Origin of the sequence: Streptomyces sp. NBC_01717 (assembly GCF_036248255.1) — a bacterium.
In the GTDB taxonomy this organism is placed as follows: domain Bacteria; phylum Actinomycetota; class Actinomycetes; order Streptomycetales; family Streptomycetaceae; genus Streptomyces.
On record NZ_CP109178.1, the window covers coordinates 7,353,864 to 7,380,302 of the forward strand.

A 26,439-nucleotide genomic window follows, 5' to 3' on the forward strand; every position below is an offset into this window, starting at 1 on the left:
TGTGCGCATTTCGTCGTACGTGCGTGTGGGTAAGGCGGGGCCGTGCCAACGGCAAGGAATTGCTCGGGCGTGAGTTTTATCACGCCCCGGGCTTTTGGAGCCCTTCAAGATCGACCCAGCTGTCCGTTTTGATCCACCGGTCTGTCCCGATTCATGAATACCTGTACGGAACGTTCCCCGCTCGGGAAATCGGCTCGCAGACCATTCCCCTCATCATTCGATTACACAGCGCAGAGCACCCGTCCGGCATTACCGGTGGCGCCTACTAATGTCGTTTTCTCAATGGCCGGATGAGGGAGAACGTCCAAGATGAACCGCAAGACTCTGGTGCTGCCGGCCGTCGTCGGCCTGCTCGCGCCCGTACTCGCCGCCTGCGGCGGGACGGACAGCGGGAGCGATGGCAAGGCCGCCATCGTTGTCGGCACCACGGACCAGTTCGTCGCCACCGAGGACAACCCCGCGCCGCTCGACCCCGCCATAGGCTACGAAGCAGGCGTCTGGAACGTCCTGCGGCAGACCGTGCAGACCCTGACCCACGTGCCGCGTGGCGGCGGCCAGCCTGTCCCCGAGGCCGCCAGGAGCTGCACCTTCACCGACCGGGAGAACGAGAGCTACCGCTGCAAGCTGCGCAGCGGCCTCACGTTCGCCGACGGCACGCCCGTCACCGCCGAGGACGTCAAGTACTCCATCAACCGCGTCATCGACATCAAGTCCGACAGTGGCCCCGTCGGTCTGCTCACCAACATCGACACGATCGAGACGAGCGGTGCCGACGAAGTCATCTTCCATCTGAAGACGCCGGACGCGACCTTCCCGTACAAGCTCGCCACCCCGGCCGCAGGCATCGTGCAGAAGAGCAAGTACCCGGCGAGGTCCCCGCGCAGCGGCTTCCAGGTCGACGGCTCCGGTCCGTACACGATGAAGCCGGAGGTCAGGAACGACCAGGTCGTCAAGGTCGTCTTCACCAGGAACCCGCGCTACAAGGGCGATCTGAACGTCCTGAACGACAAGGTCGAGCTGGACCTCTTCCCCGACGCCAAGGCGATGGGCAAGGCGCTCGACGCCCAGAAGATCGACATGATGACCCGCACCATGTCTCCCGGGCAGGCTCAGCAGATGCTGGAGCAGCCGAAGGACGGCATCGAGCTCACCGAGATGCCCGGCCTCGCCATCAGCTATCTCGCCTTCGACACCACCGACCCCGCGGTGGAGAGCAAGGCCGTCCGGCAGGCCATCGCCCAGGTCGTCGACCGAGGCCAGATCGCCGGGCAGGTCTACGGCGCCACCGCCGAGCCGCTCTACTCGCTCATCCCGTCCAGCATCACCGGACACACCAACTCGTTCTACAACAAGTACGGCGAGCCCAGCACCACCAAGGCCGCCGCCATCCTGCAGGCCGCCGGCATACAGACACCGGTGAAATTCACCCTGCACTACACGACCGACCACTACGGGCCCGCCACCGCCACCGAGTTCAAGGCGCTGAAGAAGCAGCTCAACGCCACCGGGCTGTTCGACGTCGACGTCAAGGGCACCCCCTGGGCGAAGTACCGCCCCGCCCAGAAGCGCGGCGACTACGCCGTCTACGGCATGGGCTGGTTCCCCGACTTCCCGGACCCGGACAACTACACGGCGCCGTTCCTCGACAAGAACAACTTCCTCAACTCGCCGTACAGGTCCGCACTGGCCCAGAACACGCTGATCCCGCAGTCCCGCCGGGAGGAAGACCGGGCCTCGGCCGCCAAGACCTTCCAGAAGCTCCAGGACATCGTCGCCGCCGACGTTCCCGTACTTCCGATCTGGCAGGGCAAGCAGTACGTCGCCTCCCGCGACGGCCTCACCGGCGTCGAGTGGTCGATCAATTCCTCGGCCGACCTGCAGCTCTGGGAGCTCGGCCGCAGCGCCGTCTGAATCACGGTGCCACCCCGGCGCCCCGTCCCGGCCGCACCGGCCGGATCACTGGGCGCCGGGGCGCACCAGCCCGCTCTCGTACGCGTATACCGCGGCCTGCACCCGGTCGCGCAGCCCCAGCTTCGTCAGCACATGACCCACATGCGTCTTGACCGTCGTCTCGCTGACGAACAGGTCGGCGGCGATCTCCGCATTCGACAGGCCGCGGGCCACCAGCTTCAACACCTCCACCTCACGCTCCGTCAGCGTGTGCAGCGTGTCCGGCACGGCGTCCTCGCCCGACGGCAGATGGTCCGCGTACTTGTCCAGCAGCCTGCGGGTGATGCTCGGGGCCAGCATCGCCTCGCCCGCCGCGACCACCCGGATCGCCTGCACCAGCTCATTGGCCGGAGCATCCTTCAGCAGAAAGCCGCTGGCGCCGGCACGCAACGCCTCCACCACGTACTCGTCGAGATCGAACGTGGTCAGCACCAGCACCTTCGCCGGACCGTCCCGTCCCGGCCCGGTGATCTGACGCGTCGCCTCGACGCCGTCCATCCGCGGCATGCGGATGTCCATCAGCACCACATCGGGCTGCAGCGCCCGCACCTGATCGAGGGCCTGGAGGCCGTCACCGGCCTCACCCACCACCGCAAGATCTCCCTCGGCCTCCAGAATCATCCGGAAGCCGGTGCGCAGCAGCGGCTGGTCATCGACCAGTAGGACGCGGATTGCCACCAGATCTCCTCAAGGTCCTTCGACGGCCGCGGGCCGGCCGGTCCCGGCCCGGACCGGGCCCATTGTGCCCTGGACACCCTGCCCTGATTCCGCCGGCCGCACGGACAGCGGGTATACCGGGGGAGTCCCGCCGAATTCCGGACAGACCGCCTGGTGGTCGCACCAGCCGCAGAGCTTCGTCGGCCGGGGCCGCCACTCGCCCGTCTCCGTGGCCAGCCTGATCGCATCCCACAGAGCCAGCAGCTTGCGCTCCACCCGCTCCAGATCAGCTACGACCGGGTCGTACGTCATGACGTCGCCGCTGCCCAGATAGACCAGCTGCAGCCGCCGCGGCACCACACCCTTCAGCCGCCAGATCACCAGGGCGTAGAACTTCATCTGGAACAGGGCGCCCTCCGCGTACTCCGGCCGCGGCGCCTTCCCCGTCTTGTAGTCCACGATCCGGACCTCGCCCGTCGGCGCCACATCGATCCGGTCGATCACCCCGCGCAGCCGCAGCCCCGACTCCAGCTCCGTCTCGACGAACAGCTCCCGCTCGGCCGGCTCCAGTCGCGTCGGATCCTCCAGCGAGAACCACCGCTCCACCAGCCGCTCCGCCTCCGCCAGCCAGCGCGAGAGCCGCTCGCCCTCCGCATCGTCGGAGAACAGCTCCGACAGCTCCGGCTTCGACTCCAGCAGCCGGTCCCACTGGCCGGGGATCAACGCCGTGGCCCGACCGGCCGTACGCTCCACCGCCGGCTTGTCGAACAGTCGTTCCAGTACCGCATGGACCAGCGTGCCGCGGGTAGCTGCCTCGCTGGGCTTCTCCGGCAGCCTGTCGATGACCCGGAACCGGTACAGCAGAGGACACTGCATGAAGTCACTCGCCCGCGACGGCGACAGGGACGAGGGCGGCTGCGGCGGCCGGGGCACGGAAGTCATGACGAAGACCCTACGACCCCCCACTGACACTCAGCGGCATACCATCGACCACAGACCCTCGCACACCGCATGATCGTGCCGAACGGCACCGACCGAAGGGACCCCGTGGACGAGAGCGGCGACAGCGGCCAGCCGCAGCCCGGCGCAGGGGGAACCGACCCCGCCGCGCCCGAGAACGGCAAACCGCAACGCCCCCGAGAGCCGGGCGGCGGCCTCCTGATGGGCCGTCCCTTCGGTGTGCCGGTATACGTCGCACCCAGCTGGTTCCTCGTCGCGGCGCTCATCACCTGGGTCTTCGGCGGTCAGCTCGACCGGGTGCTGCCCGAGCTCGGCACGGCCCGCTATCTGGTCTCCCTCTTCTTCGCGATCGCCTTCTACGCCTCCGTACTCGTCCACGAACTCGCCCACACCGTGGTCGCACTCCGCTACAAGCTCCCCGTGCGCCGCATCCAGCTGCAGTTCTTCGGCGGTGTCTCCGAGATCGAGAAGGAGTCCGAGACCCCCGGACGCGAATTCGTCCTCGCCTTCGTCGGCCCGCTCCTCTCGCTGGTCCTCGCCGGCGTCTTCTACCTGGGCATGAAGTTCGTCGAACCCGGCACCGTCCCCGGTGTCCTGCTCGCCGGGCTGATGATCTCCAACCTCATCGTCGCCGCCTTCAACCTGCTCCCCGGGCTGCCGCTCGACGGCGGCCGCATGCTCCGGGCCGTCGTCTGGAAGATCACCGGACGCCCCATGAGCGGCACCGTCGCCGCGGCCTGGGTCGGCCGCGCCCTCGCCGTCAGTGTCCTCATCGGACTCCCGCTCCTCACCCAGACCGGGGGGTTCGGGAACAACACCGACGACATCAGCGGCATGGACACCGTCACCGACGCCCTGCTGGCCGCCATCCTCTGCGCCATCATCTGGACCGGGGCGGGCAACAGCCTGCGGATGGCCCGCCTGCGCGAACACCTCCCCGAGCTGCGCGCCCGCACCCTGACCCGACGCGCCGTCCCCGTCGAGGCCGCCACCCCGCTCTCCGAGGCGCTGCGCCGGGCCAACGAGGCGGGCGCCCGCGCGCTCGTCGTCGTCGACGGGCACGGCGACCCCAAGGCCGTCGTCCGCGAGGCCGCCATCGGCTCGGTCCCCGAACACCGCCGCCCCTGGGTCGCGGTGAGCACCCTCGCCCAGGACCTCACCGACGGCATGAAGATCTCCGTCGAGCTGTCCGGCGAGACGCTCCTGGACACCCTCAGGGCCAGCCCGGCCACCGAGTACCTCGTCCTGGAGGAGACCGGCGAGATCTACGGCGTCCTCTCCACCGCCGACGTCGAACGCGCCTTCGTCGCCGCCATGGCCCGCCCCGCAGCCTGAGCCGCTCCGGGCGGCGGTCGGAGCCCCGGGAAACACCGGTACGCTGGTCACATGTCTGAACCGACCGGTGCCGCCCGCCGACGTGGGCCCTTCAAGGTCGGGGACCAGGTCCAGCTCACCGACCCCAAGGGACGCCACTACACCTTCACGCTCGAAGCCGGAAAGAACTTCCACACCCACAAGGGTTCTTTCCCGCACGACGAGCTGATCGGTGCGCCCGAGGGCAGTGTGGTCCGAACCACGGGAAACGTCGCCTATCTCGCGCTGCGCCCCCTGCTCCCCGACTACGTCCTGTCCATGCCCCGCGGCGCCGCCGTGGTCTACCCCAAGGACGCGGGGCAGATTCTGGCGTTCGCCGACATCTTCCCCGGCGCCCGCGTCGTGGAGGCCGGGGTCGGCTCCGGCTCGCTCTCCACCTTCCTGCTCCGCGCCATCGGCGACCAGGGCATGCTGCACTCGTACGAGCGCCGCGAGGACTTCGCCGAGATCGCCCAGCAGAACGTCGAGCGCTACTTCGGCGAACCGCACCCCGCGTGGCAGCTCACCGTCGGCGACCTGCAGGACAACCTGTCCGACACCGACGTCGACCGGGTCATCCTCGACATGCTCGCCCCCTGGGAGTGCCTGGACGCCGTCGCCAAGGCGCTCGTGCCCGGCGGCATCCTCTGCGCGTACGTCGCCACCACCACCCAGCTCGCCCGGACCGTCGAGTCCATCCGTGAGATGGGCTGCTTCGCCGAGCCGCAGCCCTGGGAATCGATGATCCGCAACTGGCACGTCGAGGGCCTGGCCGTCCGCCCGGACCACCGCATGATCGGCCACACCGGCTTCCTCGTCACCGCCCGCCGTCTCGCCGACGGTGTGGAGGCCCCGCTGCGCCGCCGCCGGCCCGCCAAGGGCGCCTACGGCGAGGACTACGACGGCCCCGGCAGCCAGAGCGGCTCCTCCCGCGGCTGACCCCGCGCAACGCACCGGCGCCGCCGCCGAGTTCCCGGACCGACCCGGGAACTCGGCGGCGGCGCCTTTTCGTTGCCGCGCGGAGGATGCCGGAACGGGACCGCCCACCGGGAATCGGGATCCGTACCCACCCCACCGTTCCACTGCCCTGTGAGGTATGGCACGATGCTGGCCACCCCCACCTACGGCGTTCGCCCCACCGGTCCCGTCGTTCACGGGCATCGCCGAACCACAGGAACCACAGGAGACATCCCGCGTGCAGACCTCCGAGCTCCCGGACCTCGCGCACACCGACACGACGCCGATGCACTGGCTCGCCACCGCTACCGCCATGGCCGCCGTCATCGCCGGGGCGGGCATGCTCCAGCCCGACGACGCGACCGCCTCGGCCTCGCCCTCCCACCGCACGACCGCGCAGCACGGCACCGCACCGGTCGCGGCCCCCGATCCGGCCGGTGTGACCTTCCCGCTGCAGTGCGGGACGGCGGACAGCACCGTTGCCGATCAGGTCCCCGGTGACCTCGACGGCGACGGCCGCCCGGAGACCGTCGCGGTGGCCCGCTGCGCGGCCGGATCCGGTACACCGCCGAGCGGTGTCTACGTCCTCACAAAGGGAAGCGGGGCCGCACCCCGGATCGTTGCGACCCTGGTGGACCCCGCGCAGAAGATGAGCGTCGGCGACCTCACCGTGCGTGACGGGATCATCTCCGCCACGCTCCTCGGCTACTCCTCGACCGACGTCCCGCGTTGCTGCCCCGACCAGCAGGAAAAGGTGACCTGGCAGTGGCGGAACGGCGCCTTCGTCCGTGCTGCCCAGAACGAGACGGGCAGCGCCTGACCGGTTACTGCGCGTAGTCGATCGGGCCGGGCCGGCCGGATCAGGCAGCCTCGGGGCCGTAGACCTCGACCCTGTCCGAAACGCGCCGTACATGAATGCAGTCGCCGGGGCACTCCTTGGCCGAATCGACCACGTCCTGAAGCAGCGGCAGCGGAACGGGCGTCGTCGCCCCCTTGTCCTGCAGCAGCTCGTCCTCGCTGCTCTTCACATACGCCAGACCGTCGATGTCCAGCTCGAACACCTCGGGTGCGTACTGCACGCAGATGCCGTCCCCGGTGCAGAGGTCCTGGTCGATCCAGACCTCCAGATCCTGCGTGTCGCTGCCGGTCGGGGCGTCCTGCTGCACGGTCATTTCTCCTGCCGTTTCCTGCGTATCCGAACCAAAAATGGCCAGCCCTGACGGGTGTTGAACGGTTCGACGATACAACCGGCCGCTTTCCGATGTTGAAGGGTGGGTATTCCCCTGGCGTGAGGGAGAGCGCAAGGGTGAAGATCGGACACGTCCCGGAGTCTTTGTGATCTAGGGGTTTCAATCAGCACCCACCCAGGTAGGGTCAGGAAGCGTCCAGCTCCCCTTGGAGGAGGTGAGGACCGTGGCAGCCCACGACGACGACATCAACCGCGGCATCCGGCCCGGGCGGGGGTCTGAAGACCCAGCCGGCCAGGTCGCCTATCTCGAGCAGGAAATCGCCGTCCTGCGACGTAAGCTCGCCGACTCTCCGCGCCATACGAGGATTCTCGAAGAGCGGATCGTCGAGTTGCAGACCAACCTCGCAGGCGTCTCGGCACAGAACGAGCGGCTCGCCAACACCCTGCGCGAGGCCCGCGACCAGATCGTCGCCCTCAAGGAGGAGGTCGACCGGCTCGCACAGCCACCGGCCGGCTTCGGAGTCTTCCTGCAGGGCAACGAGGACGGTACCTGCGACATCTTCACCGGGGGCCGCAAGCTCCGGGTGAACGTCAGCCCCAGCGTCGAGCTCGACGACCTCCGGCGTGGCCAGGAAGTCATGCTCAACGAAGCGCTCAACGTGGTCGAGGCCATGGAATTCGAGCGGGCAGGGGACATCGTCACCCTCAAGGAGATCCTCGAGGACGGCGAGCGGGCCCTGGTGCTCGGGCACACCGACGAGGAACGGGTGGTACGGCTCGCCGAACCGCTTCTCGACATCAACATCCGGCCCGGCGACGCGCTGCTGCTCGAACCCAGGTCCGGCTACGTCTACGAAGTGGTGCCGAAGAGCGAGGTCGAGGAGCTTGTCCTCGAAGAGGTTCCGGACATCGACTACGACAAGATCGGCGGCCTGGGCGACCAGATCGAGCTGATCCGGGACGCGGTCGAGCTCCCCTACCTCCACCCCGACCTCTTCAAGGAGCACGAACTGCGGCCGCCGAAGGGCATCCTGCTCTACGGCCCGCCCGGCTGCGGCAAGACTCTCATTGCCAAGGCCGTCGCCAACTCCCTGGCCAAGAAGGTCGCCGAGGTGACCGGACAGCCCGCCGGCAAGAGCTACTTCCTCAACATCAAGGGTCCTGAGCTCCTCAACAAGTACGTCGGTGAGACCGAGCGGCACATCCGCCTCGTCTTCCAGCGGGCCCGTGAGAAGGCGAGCGAGGGCACCCCCGTCATCGTCTTCTTCGACGAGATGGAGTCGCTCTTCCGTACCCGCGGATCCGGCGTCAGCTCGGACGTGGAGAACACCATCGTCCCGCAGCTGCTCGCCGAGATCGACGGTGTGGAGGGGTTGGAGAACGTCATCGTGATCGGCGCCTCCAACCGCGAGGACATGATCGACCCGGCCATCCTGCGCCCCGGCCGACTCGATGTGAAGATCAAGATCGAGCGTCCGGACGCGGAGGCCGCGAAGGACATCTTCGCGAAGTACCTCACGGCTTCCCTGCCCCTGCACGCGGACGACCTCGCCGAGCACACCGGCTCCAAGGAAGCCGCGGCGCACGCCATGATCCAGTCCGTCGTCGAGCGGATGTACACCGAGTCCGAGGAGAACCGCTTCCTCGAGGTCACGTACGCCAACGGCGACAAGGAAGTCCTGTACTTCAAGGACTTCAACTCCGGCGCGATGATCCAGAACATCGTCGACCGGGCCAAGAAGATGGCCATCAAGGCCTTCCTCGACCAGGGCCAGAAGGGCCTTCGCGTCTCCCATCTCCTCCAGGCATGCGTGGACGAGTTCAAGGAGAACGAGGACCTTCCCAACACCACCAACCCCGACGACTGGGCCAGGATCTCCGGCAAGAAGGGCGAGCGGATCGTCTTCATCCGTACGCTCGTCACCGGAAAACAGGGCGCAGACACGGGTCGCTCCATCGACACAGTGGCAAACACCGGGCAGTACCTGTAGAACGCAGACCGGCTGCGGATGCCCGGCCGGGCATCCGCAGCCGGTTGCTTTCCGGACAGCTCCCACGACACCGGAGCAATGACGTAATTGATCTCCCCACCAGCGCAGAGGCGCTCTAGGCTCTTCCGTACCGCCCAGTCGCGCAGTGCGGGGACGGGCACCGCACACGCACCGGACAAGCAGCGGTACTTGAGCGCCGATCCCGGAAGGGAACGCCGCCGGGCAAGGAGGGCCGCATGACCGTACGGCGAGTAATGGGCATCGAGACGGAGTACGGCATCTCCGTGCCCGGCCACCCCAACGCCAATGCCATGCTCACCTCGTCCCAGATCGTCAACGCCTACGCGGCGGCGATGCACCGGGCGCGACGCGCCCGCTGGGACTTCGAGGAGGAGAACCCGCTGCGAGACGCGCGAGGCTTCGACCTCGCCCGCGAGACCGCCGACTCCAGTCAGCTGACCGACGAGGACATCGGCCTCGCCAACGTCATCCTCACCAACGGAGCACGGCTCTACGTCGACCATGCGCACCCCGAGTACAGCTCGCCGGAGATCACCAACCCGCGGGACGCCGTCCTCTGGGACAAGGCCGGCGAACGCATCATGGCGGAAGCCGCCGAACGCGCGGCCCAGCTGCCCGGCGCCCAGCCGATCCACCTCTACAAGAACAACACCGACAACAAGGGCGCCTCGTACGGCACGCACGAGAACTACCTGATGAAGCGGGAGACCCCGTTCTCCGACATCGTGCGCCACCTGACCCCGTTCTTCGTCTCCCGCCAGGTCGTCACCGGTGCCGGCCGCGTCGGCATCGGTCAGGACGGTCACGAGCACGGCTTCCAGATCAGCCAGCGGGCGGACTACTTCGAGGTCGAGGTCGGCCTGGAGACCACGCTCAAGCGCCCCATCATCAACACCCGCGACGAGCCACATTCCGACGCCGAGAAGTACCGCCGCCTCCATGTGATCATCGGCGACGCGAACCTGTCGGAGATCTCCACGTATCTCAAGCTCGGCACCACGGCGCTCGTTCTGTCCATGATCGAGGACGGCTTCATCAATGTCGACCTGGCCGTCGACCAGCCGGTGCGCACCTTGCACCACGTGTCCCACGACCCCTCGCTGCAACATCTGATCACGCTGCGTAGCGGTCGGACGCTCACCGCGGTGCAGCTCCAGATGGAGTACTTCGAGCTCGGCCGCAAGTACGTCGAGGAGCGGTACGGGGCGGACGCCGACGAGCAGACCAAGGACGTCCTGATCCGCTGGGAGGACACCCTCAACCGGCTGGAGAACGATCCGATGAGCCTCTCCGGGGAGCTCGACTGGATCGCCAAGCGTGAGCTCATGGAGGGCTACCGCCGGCGCGACAGCCTGGACTGGGACGCGCCCCGGCTGCACCTGGTGGACCTCCAGTACGCCGACGTGAGGGCCGAGAAGGGCCTCTACAACCGTCTGGTGGCCCGCGGCAAGATGAAGCGCCTGCTGGACGAGAACGAGGTCGAGCAGGCCCGTACGAAGCCCCCGGAGGACACCAGGGCGTACTTCCGTGGCCGCTGCCTGGAACAGTACGCGGACGACGTCGCCGCTGCCTCCTGGGACTCGGTCATCTTCGATCTGCCGGGCCATGACTCGTTGCAGCGGGTGCCGACGATGGAACCCCTCCGAGGGACCCGTAACCACGTCAAGGAGCTCCTGGACCGCTGTCGTACGGCGGAAGAGCTGGTCCGGGTGCTGTCCGGCGGCTGAAATGGCCGCGATCAGGGAATCATCGAGATGGCCCCCGTGCGTTGAGACAAGTACCGGGCCAATGTCGGACCCCGTAGGTAGGGTCTGATCAAGTGCTTCGAACCGAGCGGGGTGAGCTACATGGCGACCAAGGACACCGGCGGCGGACAGCAGAAGGCGACACGCTCCACCGAGGAGGTCGAGGAGCAGGCGCAGGACGCGCAGGCTTCGGAGGACCTCAAGGAGCGGCAGGAGAAGCTGAGCGACGATGTCGACTCGGTTCTGGACGAGATCGACGACGTCTTGGAGGAGAACGCCGAGGACTTCGTCCGTTCGTTCGTTCAGAAGGGTGGACAGTAGTCCATCCATGTGAACAAGGGGGAGTGGAGTGGTGCGCGCGGTACGGGCGAAAGGAGCCCGTGCCGCGCGGCCGCAACCGGCACTTCGGACTCCGCGGGCTTCCTCCGCAGACCATGTGGATCACCGCCACGAGACGGGTAGGGTCCGTGGCGTACTGTGCTTCAACTGCAATTCGGCCATCGGCACGTTGGGAGATGATCCTGACACCTTCCGCAGGGCCATCGCTTACCTGGAGGGAAACGCGTGGAAGCCAACACTCGTAGCACCGGGCGTCTACCAGCTGCCTTCCTGACGCCGGGATCCTCTTCGTTCATGGACTTCCTGTCCGACCAGTCGCCCGAGATGCTCCCGGGCAACCGGCACCTGCCGCCCATGCAGGGGGCCATCGAGGCGCCGCACGGGACGACCATCGTCGCCGCGACGTTCCCGGGCGGCGTGGTGCTCGCCGGTGACCGGCGGGCGACCATGGGCAACATGATCGCGCAGCGCGACATCGAGAAGGTCTTCCCGGCCGACGAGTACTCGGCGGTGGGCATCGCCGGCACGGCCGGTCTCGCGGTGGAGATGGTCAAGCTCTTCCAGCTGGAGCTGGAGCACTTCGAGAAGGTCGAGGGCGCCCAGCTCTCCCTGGAGGGCAAGGCGAACCGGCTCTCCACGATGATCCGCAGCAATCTGGCCATGGCCATGCAGGGCCTCGCCGTGGTCCCGCTCTTCGCCGGCTTCGACGTCGACCGCGAGAAGGGCCGGATCTTCTCGTACGACGTCACCGGCGGGCGGTCCGAGGAGCTCGGCTACGCGGCCACCGGCTCCGGGTCGATCTTCGCCCGCGGGTCGATGAAGAAGCTCTACCGCGAGGACCTGACGGAGCAGCAGACGCTCACCCTGGTCGTACAGGCGCTGTACGACGCCGCGGACGACGACTCGGCGACCGGCGGTCCGGATGTGGCCCGGCGGATCTATCCGATCGTCACCGTCATCACCGACGAGGGCTTCAGGAAGCTCACCGAGGCGGAATCCTCCGAGATCGCCCGGGCGATCCTGGAGCGCCGGCTGGAACAGCCCGACGGCCCGCGTGCCGCGCTGCTCTGATCCCGGTTCCAGGGCCTCTTCGATGGACTCGTCACTGACAGAAAGGGACGGATAGCCGGTGTCGACGCCGTTCTATGTCTCACCTCAGCAGGCCATGGCCGACCGGGCGGAATACGCCCGGAAGGGCATCGCCCGTGGTCGCAGCCTGGTTGTGCTGCAGTACGCCGACGGCATTGTGTTCGTCGGCGAGAACCCGTCCCGTGCGCTGCACAAGTTCAGCGAGATCTATGACCGGATCGGTTTCGCCGCTGCCGGTAAGTACAACGAGTACGAGAATCTCCGCATCGGCGGTGTCCGTTACGCCGATCTGCGCGGATACACGTACGACCGTGACGATGTGACGGCCCGCGGACTGGCCAACGTCTATGCGCAGACGCTGGGCACCATTTTCTCCAGTGCGGCCGAGAAGCCGTACGAGGTGGAGCTGGTGGTCGCCGAAGTGGGCGCCAGGCCCGAGGGCGACCAGATCTACCGGCTGCCGCACGACGGCTCGATCGTGGACGAGCACGGCTCCGTCGCGGTCGGCGGCAACGCGGAGCAGATCAGTACGTTCCTGGACCAGCGCCACCGTGACGGGATGACGCTGGCCGAGGCCCTCAAGCTGGCCGTGCAGGCGCTCTCCCGTGATCCCAACGGGAGTGAGCGGGAGATCCCCGCCGAGCGTCTCGAGGTGGCGGTCCTGGACCGTACGAGGCCTCAGCAGCGGAAGTTCAAGCGGATCGTGGGGCGGCAGCTGGCGCGGCTGCTGGAGGCGGACGGTGGCTCCGCGCCGACGGACGCCCCCTCCGACATCGAGGACGGCGAGGGTTCCGAGTCCTCCGCGAGCACGACGGATGTCACCAAGTCCAGTGATTCCGGTGGCGACGTGGAGTCCCCCGACAAGTAGTCCATCGCTGTGTCCGTGCCCCGGTCCGCCGTTCCTGGTGGGCCGGGGCACAGTCATGACCGGGGCGGCGGGGGCGCGGAGGAGCCGCGCACGACCAGGTGCACGGGCAGGCTGCCGGGTTCGGCCGGGCGGCCGTCCAGGACGGCCAGCAGGGCGGTCATGCCGCGCTCGCCGACCTGTTCGGCGGGGAGCCGCACGGTGGTGAGTTCGGGTTCGACGGCGGTCGCCAGGGCCAGATCGTCGAAGCCGGTGACGGAGACGTCGTCGGGGACCCGGAGCCCGAGCCGGCGGGCCGCCTTGCAGGCGCCCGCGGCGAGGATGTCGTCGTCGCAGATGATCGCGGTCGGCCGGGGGCCGGGGGCGGCCAGCGCGTGCTCCGCGGCCGCCCGGCCGGCCCGCACGTCGAGTGCTGCGGGCACGGTCCGCACGACGGCGCCCGGCACCCCCTGTACGGCGTCGTGGACGGCCCGGGCACGGACGGCGAAGGTCCAGGAGTCGATGGCCGACGCGAGATGGATGAAGCGGCGGTGGCCGAGGGCGAGCAGATGGTCCGTCACCTGCCGCATGCCGTCGGCGATGTCGAGGTTGACGCGGGCCGCGACGCCCGTGTCCGCGGGGTCGCTGTCCAGCATGACCAGGGGCAGGTCGGCGCCGTGCAGGGCACCGAGTGCGTCGGCGGCCATCGAGGAGGCGATGACTCCGTCGAGTGCTGCGCGGGCGGAGGCGAAGGGGTCCCGGGCCGGCCCCGTGCCGTCGGGGGAGGGGTACAGGACGACCCCGAAGCCGTGCTCAGCGGCGACCGCGGCGGCGCCGGTGTAGACGCGGGCGAAGAACTCGTTCGTGAGGGCGGGGACGACCAGCAGTGCCGTCCTGGTGCGGCCGAGGCGGAGGCTGCGGGCGGCGAGATTCGGCCGGTAGCCGAGGTCCTGGGTGGCGCTGCGGACACGCTCGGCGGTGGCCTCGGAGACCCTGCCGCGCCATTTGTCGCCCAGCACGAGCGAGACGGTGGCCTGCGAGACGCCTGCGGCCCGCGCGACGTCGCGGCTGGTGGGCCGGGCCGGGGCGGGCTGTGATGCGCTGGTCACTGGGACCTCCGGACGGGTGCGGTGCTGGTGCGTGCGGTGAGGTGGACCTGTGGACTGGGCACATGGTACGTATGAACCTCGACGTTATACGTAAAACGTCGGGCGTCGGAAGAACGTCCGAGAGAGATGGGGGCGAGACATGGCCGCGGGTTATCTGGACATCCTCCGGGCGCGGCATGCCACCCGGCTGCTGGTCGGCACACTGGTGGGCCGGCTGCCCAGCGGCACCGCGCACATCGCGATCGTCCTGTTCACCCGTGCCGAGGGCGGCAGCTACACCCTCGCGGGGGCCCTCGCGGCCGTGTACGGCCTCTCCACGGCGGTCGGGCAGCCCCTGCTGGGCCGGGCCGTGGACCTGTACGGCCAGCCTCGCGTCCAGCTCCCCGCGTCCGTGCTGTCCGCGCTGGGCATGGCCCTGCTGGCCCTGGCAGGCCTCGGATCGCTGCCGCTGGCCTACGCCGCCGTGATCGTGGCCGGCGTCTGCACACCGCCGCTGGAGGGCGGCCTGCGGGCCCTGTGGCCGACGGTCCTGGGGCGCGAGGACCGGGTGCACCGCGCGTACGCCATGGACGCGGTGGCCCAGGAGGTCATGTTCACCGTGGGGCCGCTGCTGGTGACGGTGCTGGTCTCGCTCTGGTCGCCCGCCGCCGCGCTGCTCGTCATCAACGCGATCGGGGTGCTCGGGGCGCTCTCGGTGGTGGTCTCGGAGCCCTCCCGTACCTGGCGTTCGGCGCCCCGCGAGGCGCACTGGCTGGGCGCTCTGCGCTCACCGGGCCTGCTGGCGCTGCTCGGTTCCTTCTTCTTCGTCGGACTCGCCCTGGGGTCCATCACGGTGGCGGGTATCGCGTACGCCGACGACCACGGCCGGGAGTCGGTGTACGGCTGGCTGATGGCGGCGCTCGGACTGGGCGCGCTCATCGGCGGCGTGGCGTACGGGGCGTGGCAGTGGGCCGGGGCGCCGGAGCGCCGGCTGCGGGCCATCGTCGCGCTGCTGGCACTCGGCTATCTGCCGCTGATGCTCACGCCCGGGGTGGTGCCGATGACCGTACTGGCCGCGCTCGCCGGGGTGTTCCTGGCGCCCGCGATCGCGTGCTCGTTCATCGTGGTGGACCGGCATGCTCCGCGGGGCACGGTGACGGAGGCGTTCTCCTGGCTCGTGACGACGTTCGGGGTCGGCGCGGCGGCGGGAACGGCCTTGGCGGGCCCGGCCGTAGAGCTGGGCGGGACGGCGCAGGGCTTCGCCGTCGCGGGGGCCGGTGGGGTGGTCGCGCTGCTGGTTCTGCTGGCCACGGGAAGGGTCCTCGCAGTTCCCGGGCGTACGCCGGTTGCTGTGCGGGTATCGGAAAATGATCGAAACGGTGCTGTCGAACCCGGTTTCAGCTCGGGCCATCAGGCGTAATGTTCAGTCATGGACCGCCGCATTTTCGGGCTGGAGAACGAGTACGGCGTCACGTGCACGTTCAGGGGACAGCGCCGACTGTCTCCTGACGAAGTGGCGCGCTACCTCTTCCGCCGTGTTGTGTCATGGGGCCGCAGCAGCAATGTCTTTCTGCGGAACGGCGCCCGCCTCTACCTCGACGTGGGATCGCATCCGGAATATGCAACCCCCGAATGCGACAATCTGACCGAGCTGGTCACCCACGACAAGGCAGGCGAGCGCATTCTCGAAGGCCTGCTCGTCGACGCCGAACGCCGCCTGCACGAGGAGGGAATCGCGGGCGACGTCTATCTCTTCAAGAACAACACCGATTCGGCGGGAAACTCCTACGGGTGTCACGAGAACTACCTCGTGGCGCGACACGGAGAATTCTCCCGGCTCGCGGACATCCTCATTCCTTTCCTCGTCACGAGGCAGCTGCTCTGCGGAGCGGGCAAGGTGCTGCAGACCCCGCGCGGCGCGGTCTACTGCGTCAGCCAGCGTGCCGAGCACATCTGGGAGGGCGTCAGTTCCGCGACGACGCGCTCCCGTCCGATCATCAACACACGTGACGAACCGCACGCCGACGCGGAGCGGTACCGCCGCCTCCATGTCATCGTCGGTGACTCGAACATGTCCGAGACGACGATGCTGCTCAAGGTCGGCGCGACGGACCTGGTGCTCCGGATGATCGAAGCGGGCACGGTGATGCGCGATCTGACACTGGAGAACCCGATCCGGGCGATCCGCGAGGTCAGCCACGACATCACGGGGCAGCGCAAGGTCCGCCTCGCCAGTGGCCGCGAGGCGTCGGCCATCGAGGTGCAGCGCGAGTACTACGAGAAGGCCGCGGACTTCGTCGATCGCCGAGGCATCCGCACCGGCACCGTCGCCCAGGTCCTGGAGCTGTGGGGGCGCACGCTCGACGCGATCGAGGCCGAGGACCTCGACCGGATCGACACCGAGATCGACTGGGTGATGAAGTACAGGCTCATCGAGCGGTACCGGGCCAAGCACAACATGACCATGTCGCATCCGCGGGTCGCCCAGATAGATCTCGCGTACCACGACATCCACCGTCGGCGCGGGCTGTACTACCTGCTGGAGCGGAAGGGGCAGGCAGCCCGTATCTGCAACGACCTGAAGATCTTCGAGGGCAAGTCGGTGCCCCCGCAGACCACCCGGGCGCGGCTGCGCGGCGACTTCATCCGAAGGGCGCAGGAGCAGCGGCGGGACTTCACCGTCGACTGGGTCCATCTCAAGCTCAACGACCAGGCACAGCGCACGGTGTTGTGCAAGGACCCGTTCCGTTCGGTGGACGACCGAGTGGAGAAGCTGATCGCGGGTATGTGAGCCGGCGCAGGACGCGCCTCGGCACTTGTGCGACTCGGGCCCCGTACGTCCTCGTACGGGGCCCTGTGCACGCCCTAGAGTGTCGGGGACTCAACCATCTGTGTCGTCTGAGATCTGAGGAACCAGTGCGCCGACTTGCCGCCCTTCTCGTTGTCCCCCTGCTGCTGTTGACGGCGGCGTGCGGTGGCGACGGCAAGGGCTCCGACTCCGCCTCGAAGAACGGATTCCCCGCGATCACCGCGGGTGCGAAGTTCGGCGAGAAGCCCACCTTGTCCAAGGGACAGGGCGATCCGCCCAAGGAGCTGAAGACGCAGGTCATCAGTGAGGGTGATGGCGCGAAGCTCAAGAACGGCGACGCGATCCAGGTCAACTACCTCGGACAGGCGTGGGACTCCACCAAGCCGTTCGACAACAGTTTCGACCGCAAGCAGCCCTTCGATCTGACGCTCGGTGCGGGCATGGTCATCAAGGGCTGGGACCAGGGCCTCGTCGGCCAGAAGGTCGGCAGCCGCGTCGAGCTGGTCATTCCGCCCGACCTCGGTTACGGCGCGCAGGGCCAGGGCGACATCAAGCCGAACGCCACCCTCGTCTTCGTCGTGGACATCCTGAAGGCCACGCAGATCCCGACGTCCGCCAAGGGCACCGCGGTCGCCCAGGACAACGTCGACCTGCCGAAGGTGGGCACCAACACCGACGGCAAGGCGCCTTCGGTCAAGATTCCGGAGAAGACCGACCCGCCGAAGAAGCTGGTCTCCAACTACGTCCTGGAGTCCAACGGCGAGGTCATCAAGGAGACCGACAGCGTCGTCGTGAACTACGTGGGCCTGCTGTGGAAGGACGGGAAGACGTTCGACAGCACCTACGCCCAGGGCAAGACCCAGACCTTCCCGCTGGCCCAGGTCACCCTCAAGGGCCTGAAGAACGGTCTGATCGGCAAGAAGATCGGCAGCCGTGTCCTGCTGGTCATCCCGCCGGACCAGGCGTTCGGTGACAAGGCGCAGCAGTCCATCCCCGCCAAGTCCACCCTGGTGTTCGCCGTGGACCTGCTGGCAAAGATGTAAGACTGTCCCGGTTGTCCAGTTCATCATTTGGAGGAGCAGTTCAGTGAGCATCGAGAAGCCCGAGATCGACTTCCCGGGTGGCGAGCCGCCGGCCGACCTGGAGATCAAGGACATCTGGGAGGGCGACGGCGAGGTCGCCAAGGCCGGCGACATGGTCAAGGTCCACTACGTGGGCGTGGCCTTCTCCACCGGCGAGGAGTTCGACGCCTCCTGGAACCGTGGCACCCCGCTGCAGTTCCAGCTCGGTGTCGGTCAGGTCATCTCCGGCTGGGACCAGGGCGTGCAGGGCATGAAGGTCGGCGGCCGTCGCCAGCTGACCATCCCCGCGCACCTCGCCTACGGTGACCGCGGCGCCGGCGGCCGTATCGCCCCGGGCGAGACGCTGATCTTCGTCTGCGACCTGGTCGCCGTCTGATATCCGTCCCCGGACGCATCTCGAGGGCCCGTGCTGGACTGCACGGGCCCTCGTTCCGTCCGGTGCAGGCCCTCGCTTTTGTCCGGACACCCGGGAGCGGTACGGTCGATCGTCGTAGAGCAAGTAGAAAAGGGGCGTCGATGGCCATTGCCAAGGCCGAGCGGCTGATGAACCTGGCGCTGTGCCTGCTGGGGACCCGGCGCCCGCTCAGCAAGCGCGAGCTGCGCGGGTCCATCGAGGCGTACCTGGAAGCGGGCTCCGACGACGCCTTCAACCGGATGTTCGAGCGCGACAAGGACGATCTGCGCGAGCTCGGTCTGGTCATCGAGACCGTGGACAACCTGGACGGCGACACCGGCTATCTGGCCCGCCGGGACAGCAACCGGCTGCCGCCGATCACGCTGGACGCCGAGGAGGCCGCGGCGCTCGGTCTGGCCGCGAAGGTCTGGCAGCAGGCCCGGCTCGCCGGCGCGGCCAGCGGTGCGCTGCAGAAGCTGCGGGCCGCGGGGATGCCGGAGGCCGAGGACGCGTACGAGGTGCACAGCGCGCTCGAACCCCGCATTCCGGTGCATGAGACCGCGTTCGAGCCGTTGATGCTGGCGTGCCGCGACCGCCGTCCGGTCACCTTCGACTACCGCAAGGCCAACGCCGCCCGGCCCGAGCAGCGCCAGGTCGAGCCCTGGACGCTGGAGTGCTGGCGCGGGCACTGGTATCTGGCGGGCTGGGACCGGGACCGTGCCGCCGAGCGGGTGTTCCGGCTGTCCAGGATCACCGGCCGGGTCCGCTCGCGGGCCGGGGCCTTCACCGCCGAGGTGCCCGATGTGGTGACCGTCCGGGAGACCGTGGAGAGCTGGGCGGGGGAGACGGCGACCCGGACCGCGCTGATCAGGCTGCGGTCGGGTTCCGGCTACCCGCTGCGGTCGCGCGCGATATCCGTGCGGGAACTCGGAGACGGCTGGGACGAGTTGGAGATCCCGTACGGACACGGTCTGGACGCCTGGCTCGTCGAGTTCGGCCCGGACGTCGTCGTGCGGGAACCCGCGGATCTGCGGGCCGATGTGGTGGACCGGCTGCGCGCCGTGGCCAAGGACTGAAGGGACCGTATTCATGGCGACGAACGCGATCGACCAGACGCGCCGGATGCTGTCCCTGGTGACGTATCTGCGGGAGCGCCCCGGCGCCCATGTGCAGGACGTCGCCCGTGCTTTCGGGATCACCGAGGACGAGCTGATCTCGGACCTGGATGTGCTCCCCATGTGCGGGACGAGCTTCCGCGGCGGCGATCTGCTGGACATCGACACCGACGGCGACCGGATCTGGTGGCACAACCCGGACGACGTGGCCGAGCCGCTGCGGCTCGCGGCCGACGAGGCGACGGCTCTGCTGGTCGCCGCGCGCGCCGTGGCCACACTGCCGGGGCTGCGGGAGAGCGACCGGCAGGCGCTGCTGCGGGCCACCGCCAAGCTGGAGACGGCGGCCGGTGAGGCGGCGGCGGCGAGCTCCCGGCTCTCGGTCACCTTCGAGTCGGAGGGCGGCGTCTTCGCCGATGTCGACCGGGCGATCTCCGAGCGGCGCAGGCTGTGGCTGCGGTACTACTCGCCCGCGCGCGACGAGCTCACCGAGCGTGAGGTGGACCCGATCCGGCTGTTCGCCGTGGGGCACACGTACATGGAGGCCTGGTGCCGGCTCTCCGAGGCCCGGCGCACGTTCCGGCTGGACCGGGTCGCCGAGATCCGGCTGCTGGACGAGCCGTCCGCGCCCCCGGAGCTGGAACTGCGGGATCTCTCCGAGGGGCTGGTGCAGCCGGCGGCCGAGGATCCCGAGGTCGTGATCGAGGTGGGGCCCGGTGGCCGCTGGGTCGCCGAGTACTACCCGCACGACAGCGCCGAGGAACTGACCGACGGCGGACTGCGGATCACGTTGCGCACCCCCGATCCGGCCTCGCTGCGCAGGCTCGCGCTCCGGCTCGGCGGGGAAGGGCACATCGTCGCCCCGCAGGAGCTGGCGCAGAGCGCACGGCAGGCGGCGCGGGCGGCGCTGGCGGCCTATGACGGCCCGGCCTGAGCGGATACCTGAGGAGATATGAGCAATATGTCTGTGGTGTCAGGTATCTCGACTGTGGTGGTACCCGAGTCCGTACGGTTCAGGGCCGCCTGCCCGGACTGTCGCGGGCGCTTCGAGCTCGCGGCGGGCGCCCTGCGCCTCGCCATCGGCGCCAGCCGCCGTACGACGTTCTACTCCTTCACCTGCCCCGAGTGCGGAGCAGCTGTCCGCAAGCCGGCCGGGGAGCGGATCATTGAGCTCCTGACCGGCGGCGGTGTGCGGACGCTCCGCCTCCACGCCGGGCTGTAGCGGTCCGGACACCGGCCCACCTAGACATATCGAGGCTCTGCGCATGTTCTGGCCCATGCTCGCCATCGCCCTGGGGTTCCTCGGCATCGCCGTCCTCGGCGTGCTGGCCGTCAAGGTCTTCGTCGAGGCCCAGCGCCTGGGGCACCAGGTGACCCGCACCACTGAGCGCATCAACCGGGCGGCCGAGGATCTCGAACGGGCCGCCACCGACCTCGCAGCCACCGGTGAATCCCTCCGGTAGACCAGGTCTTTCGGGTCGGGCCGGTCGATCGGGGAGGGCGCGGCCTCCAGTTTCTCAGGATCGGAGGGTACGCTGCACTGGCGGCCCTGAGAGCGAGGCGTGGGCCGTAATCGCAAGGATGCATGGGTATTGCCCTGCGTTTACTCCTGCGGGATACGATCGCTGACAGTACGAAGATCGGACGTCTGTCCGACGTTCGATCAGCCCCACCCCTGCTGCCTCGGTGAGAAGGTACACGCATATGTTCGGAAGGCTCGGCGCTCCCGAGATCATCCTGATCCTCGTCGTCATTGTTCTGCTGTTCGGCGCGAAGAAGCTTCCTGACATGGCTCGCTCGCTCGGCAAGTCGGCCCGCATCCTCAAGAGCGAGGCCAAGGCCATGAAGTCGGAGGGCAACCCGTCGGCCACCCCCGCCGACCCGCCGCACGACCCCGCTCAGGACCAGGCTGCCCCGCGCACGATCAAGGCCGCACCCGGCGATGTGACGAGTTCGCGGCCGGTCGCCGAGCCGACCGACTCGACCAACCGCTGACAACTGGGCCGACGCAGGCGCCGTGATCGGTGACGGCCTGCTGCACGAGATGAGGACGTGGGTTGCTCAAGTCTGCCCGCAAACAGGAGACGGACCCCGAGGGCCGCATGCCCTTGGTGGAGCACCTGCGTGAGCTGCGCAACCGGCTGGCGAAGGCTCTCCTGGCGATCGTCGTCGTCACGATCGTCGCCGCGTTCTTCTACAAGGGGATCATCGAGTTCTTCACCGACCCGGTGCTGAAGGCGGTCGGTTGCGATTCGAGCTTCGCCGAACTCGCCAAGAAGGAGGACGGCACCTGTGCGCGCATCGTCCTGAACGGTCTGCTGACGCCGTTCACCCTTGCGCTCAAGGTCTCCCTGATGGCAGGCGTCGTCCTTTCGTCGCCGATCTGGCTCTACCAGCTCTGGGCGTTCATCGCCCCGGGGCTGCACAGGCACGAGAAGAAGTACTCGCTGGCCTTCGTCGGCGCGGGCTTCCCGCTCTTCCTCGCCGGTGGGTTCTTCGCGTACAAGACGCTGCCCACGATGGCGAAGGTCCTGCTGGACTTCTCGCCGGCCGGTCTGGACAACCAGCTGCCGCTCGACGACCTGCTGGACCTGATCACCCGCATGGTGGTGGTCTTCGGGCTCTCCTTCGAGCTGCCCCTGCTGCTCGTCATGCTCAACCTCGGTGGCGTCATCACGGGCAAGCGGATGCTCGGCTGGTGGCGCGGCATGATCATGGGCATCACGGTCTTCGCCGCACTGGCGACGCCCAGTACGGACCCGCTGACCATGCTGGCGCTCGCCGGGCCGATCTGGGTCCTGTACTTCTGCGCGACGGCGCTGTCGCTCCTCAACGACCGCCGCAAGGCACAGCGCGCGGCGGAGGGTCCCGCCGATGACGAGGCGTCGGAGCTGGACCTCACTCCGGAGGACGTCGGTGAGATCGAACCGGTCTCGTCCGTCAGGTCGCTGCCGGCGCAGTCGGGGCCGGACCGTGACCGGGTGAACGGTTACGACGACATCACCTGACCTTGTAAGGTCCCCCGGGTGACCAGCGAGATCACCCTTTTCGTCAATCCCACCGCAGGACGCGGCCGGGGCGCGCACGCCGCGCAGCCGGCCGCTTCCGCATTGCGGGACGCCGGATTCTCCGTACGTACGGTCCTCGGCGAGGACGCCGACGACGCGCTGCGGCGGGCCCGTGAGGCAGTCGACGGCGGGACCGGCGCACTGATAGCCGTGGGCGGGGACGGCATGATGTCCCTCGCCCTCCAGGCCGTGGCCGGGACCATGACGCCGCTCGGTGTGATCGCCGTCGGCACCGGCAACGACTTCGCCCGCGCCCTCGGCCTGCCGATACGGGACCCGGCCGCTGCGGGCCGGCTCGCCGCCGAGGCGCTCAAGGGCGGGGCGATCAGGGACATCGACCTCGGCCGGGTCGGCGACCGGTGGTTCGGGTCCGTGCTCGCCTCCGGCTTCGACTCCCGGGTCAACGACCGGGGCAACCGGATGCGCTGGGTCGGCGGACGGTTCAAGTACGACCTCGCGATCCTCGCCGAACTCGCTGCGTTCCGGACGATCCCGTACCGCATCAGGCTCGACGGCGGGCCGGTCCAGGAGATCGAGGCGACGCTCATCGCGGTCGGCAACGGCTCCACCTACGGCGGGGGCATGCGGATCTGTGCGGACGCCGTCATGGACGACGGGCTCTTCGACGTGACCGTCGTCGGCGACTGCAGCCGTACGACGCTGCTCAAGGTGTTTCCCCGGGTCTACCGGGGAACGCACCTCGACCACCCCGCGGTCACCGTGCACCGGGTCTCGTCGATCGAGCTGGCCGCCGCCTCCGTCACCGCCTACGCGGACGGCGAACCGCTCGGTGCGCTGCCGCTCACCGCCACGTGCGTGCCGGCTGCGGTCAGGGTTCTTGCACAGTGAAATAAAGATCGCGCTGACTGTCAGAGGTGACGGGTACGCTCGTAAGCAAGATGACAGAGGACCTCTCACCAGCTGAGCGATACCAGGCATTCCGGATCCGCGCCGCCGAGCAGGCCACGGCACTCGCGCCCTTCCGCGAGATGTACGAGTTCGATCTGGACCCGTTCCAGATAGAGGCATGCAAGGCCCTGGAAGCGGGTAAGGGGGTGCTGGTCGCCGCCCCGACGGGGTCGGGCAAGACGATCGTCGGCGAGTTCGCCGTGCATCTCGCGCTCCGCCAGGGGCGCAAGTGCTTCTACACCACGCCCATCAAGGCCCTGTCGAACCAGAAGTACGCCGATCTGGTCAAGCGCTACGGCGCGGACAAGGTCGGCCTGCTGACCGGCGACAACAGCGTCAACGCCGATGCCCCGGTGGTCGTCATGACCACCGAAGTGCTGCGGAACATGCTGTACGCGGGCTCGCAGGCGCTCCGCGGCCTCGGTCATGTCGTGATGGACGAGGTGCACTACCTCTCCGACCGCTTCCGCGGCGCGGTGTGGGAGGAAGTGATCATTCATCTGCCGGATTCGGTGACGCTGGTGTCGCTCTCGGCGACCGTGTCCAACGCCGAGGAGTTCGGCGACTGGCTGGACACCGTCCGCGGCGACACCGAAGTGATCGTCGCCGAGAGCCGGCCCGTGCCGCTCTGGCAGCACGTACTGGCCGGCCGCCGGATGTACGACCTCTTCGAGGAGGAGACCGACCACGGCGGCCGTGGCGCCGGCCGCCGCGAGGTCAACCCCGACCTCGTCCGGCTCGCCCGCATGGAGAACCAGCGCGGGTACAACCCGCGCGAGCGCCGCCGCGGAAAGATGGTGCGCGAGGCGGACCGCGAGCGCGAGCGGCGCCAGCGCAGCCGGATCTGGACCCCGTCCAGGCCCGAGGTCATCGACCGGCTGGACGCGGAAGGGCTGCTGCCCGCGATCACGTTCATCTTCAGCCGGGCCGGCTGCGAGGCCGCCGTGCAGCAGTGTCTGCAGGCCGGACTGCGCCTCAACGACGAGGACAGGCGCCGGCTGGTGCGGGAGATCGTCGAGGAGCGCACCGCGTCCATCCCCGGCGAGGACCTCCACGTCCTCGGCTACTACGAATGGCTCGAAGGGCTGGAGCGGGGTATCGCCGCCCACCACGCGGGCATGCTGCCGACCTTCAAGGAGGTCGTCGAGGAGCTGTTCGTACGCGGGCTGGTCAAGGCCGTCTTCGCGACGGAGACCCTCGCCCTCGGCATCAACATGCCCGCGCGCTCCGTGGTGTTGGAGAAGCTCGTCAAGTGGAACGGCGAGCAGCACGCGGACATCACCCCCGGCGAGTACACCCAGCTGACCGGTCGTGCCGGGCGGCGCGGGATCGATGTCGAAGGCCATGCGGTGGTCCTGTGGCAGCGCGGCATGGACCCGGGGGCGCTGGCCGGACTCGCGGGTACGCGCACCTATCCGCTGCGGTCCAGCTTCCGGCCCTCGTACAACATGGCCGTCAACCTGGTGCACCAGTTCGGGCGGCACCGGTCGCGCGAGCTGCTGGAGACCTCGTTCGCACAGTTCCAGGCCGACCGGTCGGTCGTCGGGATCTCCCGGCAGGTGCAGAAGAACGAGGAGGGCCTGGCGGGTTACCGCGAGGGCATGACCTGCCACCTCGGTGACTTCGAGGAGTACGCGCGGCTGCGCCGCGACCTCAAGGAGCGGGAGACGGAGCTCGCCAAGCACGGTGCTTCGCAGCGCCGTGCGGCGGCTGCGGCGTCCCTGGAGAAGCTGAAGCCGGGCGACGTCATCCACGTGCCGACCGGGAAGTTCGCCGGGCTGGCGCTCGTGCTGGACCCGGGGCTGCCGGCCGGGCGGGTCAACGGGTACCGGGGGCTCGAATACAACGACGGGCCGCGGCCGTTGGTGCTGACCTCCGAGCGACAGGTCAAGCGGCTCGCCGCGATCGACTTCCCCGTGCCGGTCGAGGCCGTGGAGCGGATGCGGGTGCCCAAGTCCTTCAACCCGCGGTCGCCGCAGTCGAGGCGGGATCTGGCGTCGGCGCTGCGGACGAAGGCGGGGCACATCGTGCCGGAGCGGCACCGCAGGGGCCGGGCCGAGGCCGCCGACGACCAGCAGATCGCCCGCTACCGGGCCGAGCTGCGGGCGCACCCCTGCCATGGGTGCGCCGAGCGCGAGGACCATGCGCGGTGGGCGGAGCGGTACCACCGCCTGCAGCGGGACACGAAGCAGCTGGAGCGGCGGATCGAGGGGCGGACGAACACGATTGCCCGCACCTTCGACCGGATCGTCGCGCTCCTCACCGAGCTGGACTATCTGCGGGGCAACGAGGTCACCGAGCACGGGCGGCGGCTGGCCCGGCTGTACGGCGAGCTGGACCTGCTGGCGAGCGAGTGTCTCCGGGCCGGTGTGTGGGAGGGGCTGAACCCGGCGGAGCTCGCCGCCTGTGTGTCGGCGCTGGTGTACGAGGCGCGGCAGGCGGACGACGCGGTGGCACCGAAGCTGCCGTCCGGGCCGGCGAAGACGGCGATGGCCGAGATGGTCCACATCTGGGGGCGGCTCGATGCCCTGGAGGAGGACTTCAAGATCAACCAGGCGGAGGGGGTCGGGCAGCGGGAGCCCGATCTCGGGTTCGCCTGGGCGGTCTACATGTGGGCGTCGGGGCGGACGCTGGACGAGGTGCTGCGCGAGGCGGAGATGCCGGCAGGGGACTTCGTACGGTGGTGCAAGCAGGTGATCGATGTGCTGGGGCAGATCGCTGCTGCGGTACCGGGGGGCGGGGAAAGCTCCGTGGCTCGCAATGCGCGCAAGGCGATGGACGCGGTGCTGCGGGGGGTTGTGGCTTACAGCTCGGTGGGGTGACGGGGCCTCTGCCCCGACCCCGGTCCTCAGCGCCGGAGGGCTGGATCACTGACCGGACGG

At 68.8% G+C, this 26,439-nt stretch carries 25 protein-coding genes and 1 pseudogene; 22 read left to right on the top strand and 4 right to left on the bottom strand.

Annotated features, from left to right (window positions below; all coding sequences use genetic code 11):
* Nucleotides 1-309 precede the first annotated feature (309 nt).
* Nucleotides 310-1,911 carry an ABC transporter substrate-binding protein gene (locus tag OHB49_RS33260; RefSeq protein ID WP_329164653.1) on the top strand — a complete coding sequence of 534 codons (1,602 nt, stop codon included), beginning with the start codon at nt 310-312 and terminating at the stop codon, nt 1,909-1,911.
* 45 nt (nt 1,912-1,956) lie between these two features.
* Here OHB49_RS33260 and OHB49_RS33265 read toward each other — a convergent pair whose 3' ends face one another.
* Entirely contained in the window at nt 1,957-2,628 is a 672-nt protein-coding gene (locus OHB49_RS33265) for a response regulator (RefSeq protein ID WP_030918413.1), read from the bottom strand.
* Nucleotides 2,629-2,637: 9 nt separating this feature from the next.
* Nucleotides 2,638-3,483, bottom strand: coding sequence for a RecB family exonuclease (locus OHB49_RS33270; RefSeq protein ID WP_329166701.1), 846 nt, complete (start codon nt 3,481-3,483; stop codon nt 2,638-2,640).
* Between the two features lie 171 nt (nt 3,484-3,654).
* On the opposite strand from OHB49_RS33270, the gene OHB49_RS33275 reads away from it, so the two are divergent.
* From OHB49_RS33275 to OHB49_RS33285, 3 genes are all read left to right on the top strand, one after another.
* Nucleotides 3,655-4,902, top strand: coding sequence for a site-2 protease family protein (locus OHB49_RS33275; protein WP_329166703.1), 1,248 nt, complete (start codon nt 3,655-3,657; stop codon nt 4,900-4,902).
* Nucleotides 4,903-4,953: 51 nt separating this feature from the next.
* Entirely contained in the window at nt 4,954-5,859 is a 906-nt protein-coding gene (locus OHB49_RS33280) for a tRNA (adenine-N1)-methyltransferase (protein ID WP_030918422.1), read from the top strand.
* Nucleotides 5,860-6,115: 256 nt separating this feature from the next.
* Nucleotides 6,116-6,697: a hypothetical protein gene (locus OHB49_RS33285; protein ID WP_329164655.1), complete on the top strand. Its 582-nt coding sequence runs from the start codon at nt 6,116-6,118 to the stop codon at nt 6,695-6,697.
* A 40-nt stretch (nt 6,698-6,737) separates the two neighbouring features.
* Here OHB49_RS33285 and OHB49_RS33290 read toward each other — a convergent pair whose 3' ends face one another.
* Nucleotides 6,738-7,049: a ferredoxin gene (locus OHB49_RS33290; RefSeq protein WP_030968477.1), complete on the bottom strand. Its 312-nt coding sequence runs from the start codon at nt 7,047-7,049 to the stop codon at nt 6,738-6,740.
* 241 nt (nt 7,050-7,290) lie between these two features.
* Here OHB49_RS33290 and arc point away from each other — a divergent pair, with 241 nt between their 5' ends.
* The 6 genes and pseudogenes from arc to prcA all read left to right on the top strand — a co-directional run bounded on the left by arc (nt 7,291) and on the right by prcA (nt 13,119).
* Nucleotides 7,291-9,057 carry a proteasome ATPase gene (gene arc, locus OHB49_RS33295; protein ID WP_030968479.1) on the top strand — a complete coding sequence of 589 codons (1,767 nt, stop codon included), beginning with the start codon at nt 7,291-7,293 and terminating at the stop codon, nt 9,055-9,057.
* 236 nt (nt 9,058-9,293) lie between these two features.
* Nucleotides 9,294-10,805: a depupylase/deamidase Dop gene (gene dop / locus OHB49_RS33300; RefSeq protein ID WP_376259497.1), complete on the top strand. Its 1,512-nt coding sequence runs from the start codon at nt 9,294-9,296 to the stop codon at nt 10,803-10,805.
* Between the two features lie 120 nt (nt 10,806-10,925).
* Nucleotides 10,926-11,144 carry a ubiquitin-like protein Pup gene (locus OHB49_RS33305; protein ID WP_016325855.1) on the top strand — a complete coding sequence of 73 codons (219 nt, stop codon included), beginning with the start codon at nt 10,926-10,928 and terminating at the stop codon, nt 11,142-11,144.
* A gap of 106 nt (nt 11,145-11,250) precedes the next feature.
* A pseudogene (locus tag OHB49_RS33310) lies at nt 11,251-11,436 on the top strand (endonuclease domain-containing protein); the annotation flags it as partial.
* Nucleotides 11,388-12,233: a proteasome subunit beta gene (gene prcB, locus OHB49_RS33315; protein WP_030968485.1), complete on the top strand. Its 846-nt coding sequence runs from the start codon at nt 11,388-11,390 to the stop codon at nt 12,231-12,233. The pseudogene OHB49_RS33310 and the gene prcB, both read left to right, overlap by 49 nt.
* Nucleotides 12,234-12,291: 58 nt before the next feature.
* On the top strand, nt 12,292-13,119 hold the full coding sequence (prcA, locus tag OHB49_RS33320) for a proteasome subunit alpha (RefSeq protein WP_030968487.1): 828 nt from the start codon (nt 12,292-12,294) through the stop codon (nt 13,117-13,119).
* A 53-nt stretch (nt 13,120-13,172) separates the two neighbouring features.
* Here the strand turns inward: prcA and OHB49_RS33325 are convergent, their stop codons facing one another.
* Entirely contained in the window at nt 13,173-14,204 is a 1,032-nt protein-coding gene (locus tag OHB49_RS33325; RefSeq protein ID WP_329164658.1) for a LacI family DNA-binding transcriptional regulator, read from the bottom strand.
* A gap of 139 nt (nt 14,205-14,343) precedes the next feature.
* Between OHB49_RS33325 and OHB49_RS33330 the strand changes: the two genes are divergently transcribed.
* The 12 genes from OHB49_RS33330 (at nt 14,344) to OHB49_RS33385 (ending at nt 26,379) form a co-directional block, all read left to right on the top strand.
* Complete coding sequence (locus tag OHB49_RS33330) at nt 14,344-15,603, top strand: MFS transporter (RefSeq protein ID WP_329164659.1); 1,260 nt, start codon at nt 14,344-14,346, stop codon at nt 15,601-15,603.
* Between the two features lie 9 nt (nt 15,604-15,612).
* On the top strand, nt 15,613-16,974 hold the full coding sequence (pafA, locus tag OHB49_RS33335) for a Pup--protein ligase (protein ID WP_267006067.1): 1,362 nt from the start codon (nt 15,613-15,615) through the stop codon (nt 16,972-16,974).
* A gap of 125 nt (nt 16,975-17,099) precedes the next feature.
* Complete coding sequence (locus OHB49_RS33340) at nt 17,100-18,035, top strand: FKBP-type peptidyl-prolyl cis-trans isomerase (RefSeq protein WP_030968495.1); 936 nt, start codon at nt 17,100-17,102, stop codon at nt 18,033-18,035.
* Between the two features lie 43 nt (nt 18,036-18,078).
* On the top strand, nt 18,079-18,450 hold the full coding sequence (locus OHB49_RS33345) for an FKBP-type peptidyl-prolyl cis-trans isomerase (RefSeq protein ID WP_030968497.1): 372 nt from the start codon (nt 18,079-18,081) through the stop codon (nt 18,448-18,450).
* Between the two features lie 140 nt (nt 18,451-18,590).
* The gene (locus tag OHB49_RS33350; protein WP_030968499.1) at nt 18,591-19,544 is read left to right on the top strand and encodes a helix-turn-helix transcriptional regulator; all 954 of its coding nucleotides are present in this window, start codon (nt 18,591-18,593) and stop codon (nt 19,542-19,544) included.
* 13 nt (nt 19,545-19,557) lie between these two features.
* Nucleotides 19,558-20,514 carry a helix-turn-helix transcriptional regulator gene (locus tag OHB49_RS33355; RefSeq protein WP_030968501.1) on the top strand — a complete coding sequence of 319 codons (957 nt, stop codon included), beginning with the start codon at nt 19,558-19,560 and terminating at the stop codon, nt 20,512-20,514.
* An 18-nt stretch (nt 20,515-20,532) separates the two neighbouring features.
* Nucleotides 20,533-20,802, top strand: a complete 270-nt coding sequence (locus OHB49_RS33360) for a hypothetical protein (RefSeq protein ID WP_329164661.1) — start codon at nt 20,533-20,535, stop codon at nt 20,800-20,802.
* 43 nt (nt 20,803-20,845) lie between these two features.
* The gene (locus OHB49_RS33365; protein ID WP_030968505.1) at nt 20,846-21,043 is read left to right on the top strand and encodes a hypothetical protein; all 198 of its coding nucleotides are present in this window, start codon (nt 20,846-20,848) and stop codon (nt 21,041-21,043) included.
* 241 nt (nt 21,044-21,284) lie between these two features.
* Nucleotides 21,285-21,575 (top strand): Sec-independent protein translocase subunit TatA, encoded by a 291-nt coding sequence (gene tatA, locus OHB49_RS33370; protein WP_030918467.1) that lies wholly within the window; start codon nt 21,285-21,287, stop codon nt 21,573-21,575.
* A gap of 62 nt (nt 21,576-21,637) precedes the next feature.
* Nucleotides 21,638-22,588 (top strand): twin-arginine translocase subunit TatC, encoded by a 951-nt coding sequence (gene tatC / locus OHB49_RS33375; RefSeq protein ID WP_030968508.1) that lies wholly within the window; start codon nt 21,638-21,640, stop codon nt 22,586-22,588.
* Nucleotides 22,589-22,606: 18 nt separating this feature from the next.
* Complete coding sequence (locus tag OHB49_RS33380) at nt 22,607-23,497, top strand: diacylglycerol kinase (protein ID WP_030968510.1); 891 nt, start codon at nt 22,607-22,609, stop codon at nt 23,495-23,497.
* A 50-nt stretch (nt 23,498-23,547) separates the two neighbouring features.
* Entirely contained in the window at nt 23,548-26,379 is a 2,832-nt protein-coding gene (locus tag OHB49_RS33385) for a DEAD/DEAH box helicase (RefSeq protein ID WP_329164663.1), read from the top strand.
* Nucleotides 26,380-26,439 lie beyond the last annotated feature (60 nt).

Coding starts and splice junctions, on each gene's coding strand:
- OHB49_RS33260 (WP_329164653.1), top strand. CDS start 310: ATGAACCGCAAGACTCTGGTGCTGCCGGCCGTCGTCGGCCTGCTCGCG.
- OHB49_RS33270 (WP_329166701.1), bottom strand. CDS start 3,483: ATGCAGTGTCCTCTGCTGTACCGGTTCCGGGTCATCGACAGGCTGCCG.
- OHB49_RS33280 (WP_030918422.1), top strand. CDS start 4,954: ATGTCTGAACCGACCGGTGCCGCCCGCCGACGTGGGCCCTTCAAGGTC.
- OHB49_RS33290 (WP_030968477.1), bottom strand. CDS start 7,049: ATGACCGTGCAGCAGGACGCCCCGACCGGCAGCGACACGCAGGATCTG.
- dop (WP_376259497.1), top strand. CDS start 9,294: ATGACCGTACGGCGAGTAATGGGCATCGAGACGGAGTACGGCATCTCC.
- OHB49_RS33305 (WP_016325855.1), top strand. CDS start 10,926: ATGGCGACCAAGGACACCGGCGGCGGACAGCAGAAGGCGACACGCTCC.
- OHB49_RS33330 (WP_329164659.1), top strand. CDS start 14,344: ATGGCCGCGGGTTATCTGGACATCCTCCGGGCGCGGCATGCCACCCGG.
- pafA (WP_267006067.1), top strand. CDS start 15,613: ATGGACCGCCGCATTTTCGGGCTGGAGAACGAGTACGGCGTCACGTGC.
- OHB49_RS33350 (WP_030968499.1), top strand. CDS start 18,591: ATGGCCATTGCCAAGGCCGAGCGGCTGATGAACCTGGCGCTGTGCCTG.
- OHB49_RS33355 (WP_030968501.1), top strand. CDS start 19,558: ATGGCGACGAACGCGATCGACCAGACGCGCCGGATGCTGTCCCTGGTG.
- OHB49_RS33360 (WP_329164661.1), top strand. CDS start 20,533: ATGAGCAATATGTCTGTGGTGTCAGGTATCTCGACTGTGGTGGTACCC.
- OHB49_RS33365 (WP_030968505.1), top strand. CDS start 20,846: ATGTTCTGGCCCATGCTCGCCATCGCCCTGGGGTTCCTCGGCATCGCC.
- tatA (WP_030918467.1), top strand. CDS start 21,285: ATGTTCGGAAGGCTCGGCGCTCCCGAGATCATCCTGATCCTCGTCGTC.
- OHB49_RS33385 (WP_329164663.1), top strand. CDS start 23,548: ATGACAGAGGACCTCTCACCAGCTGAGCGATACCAGGCATTCCGGATC.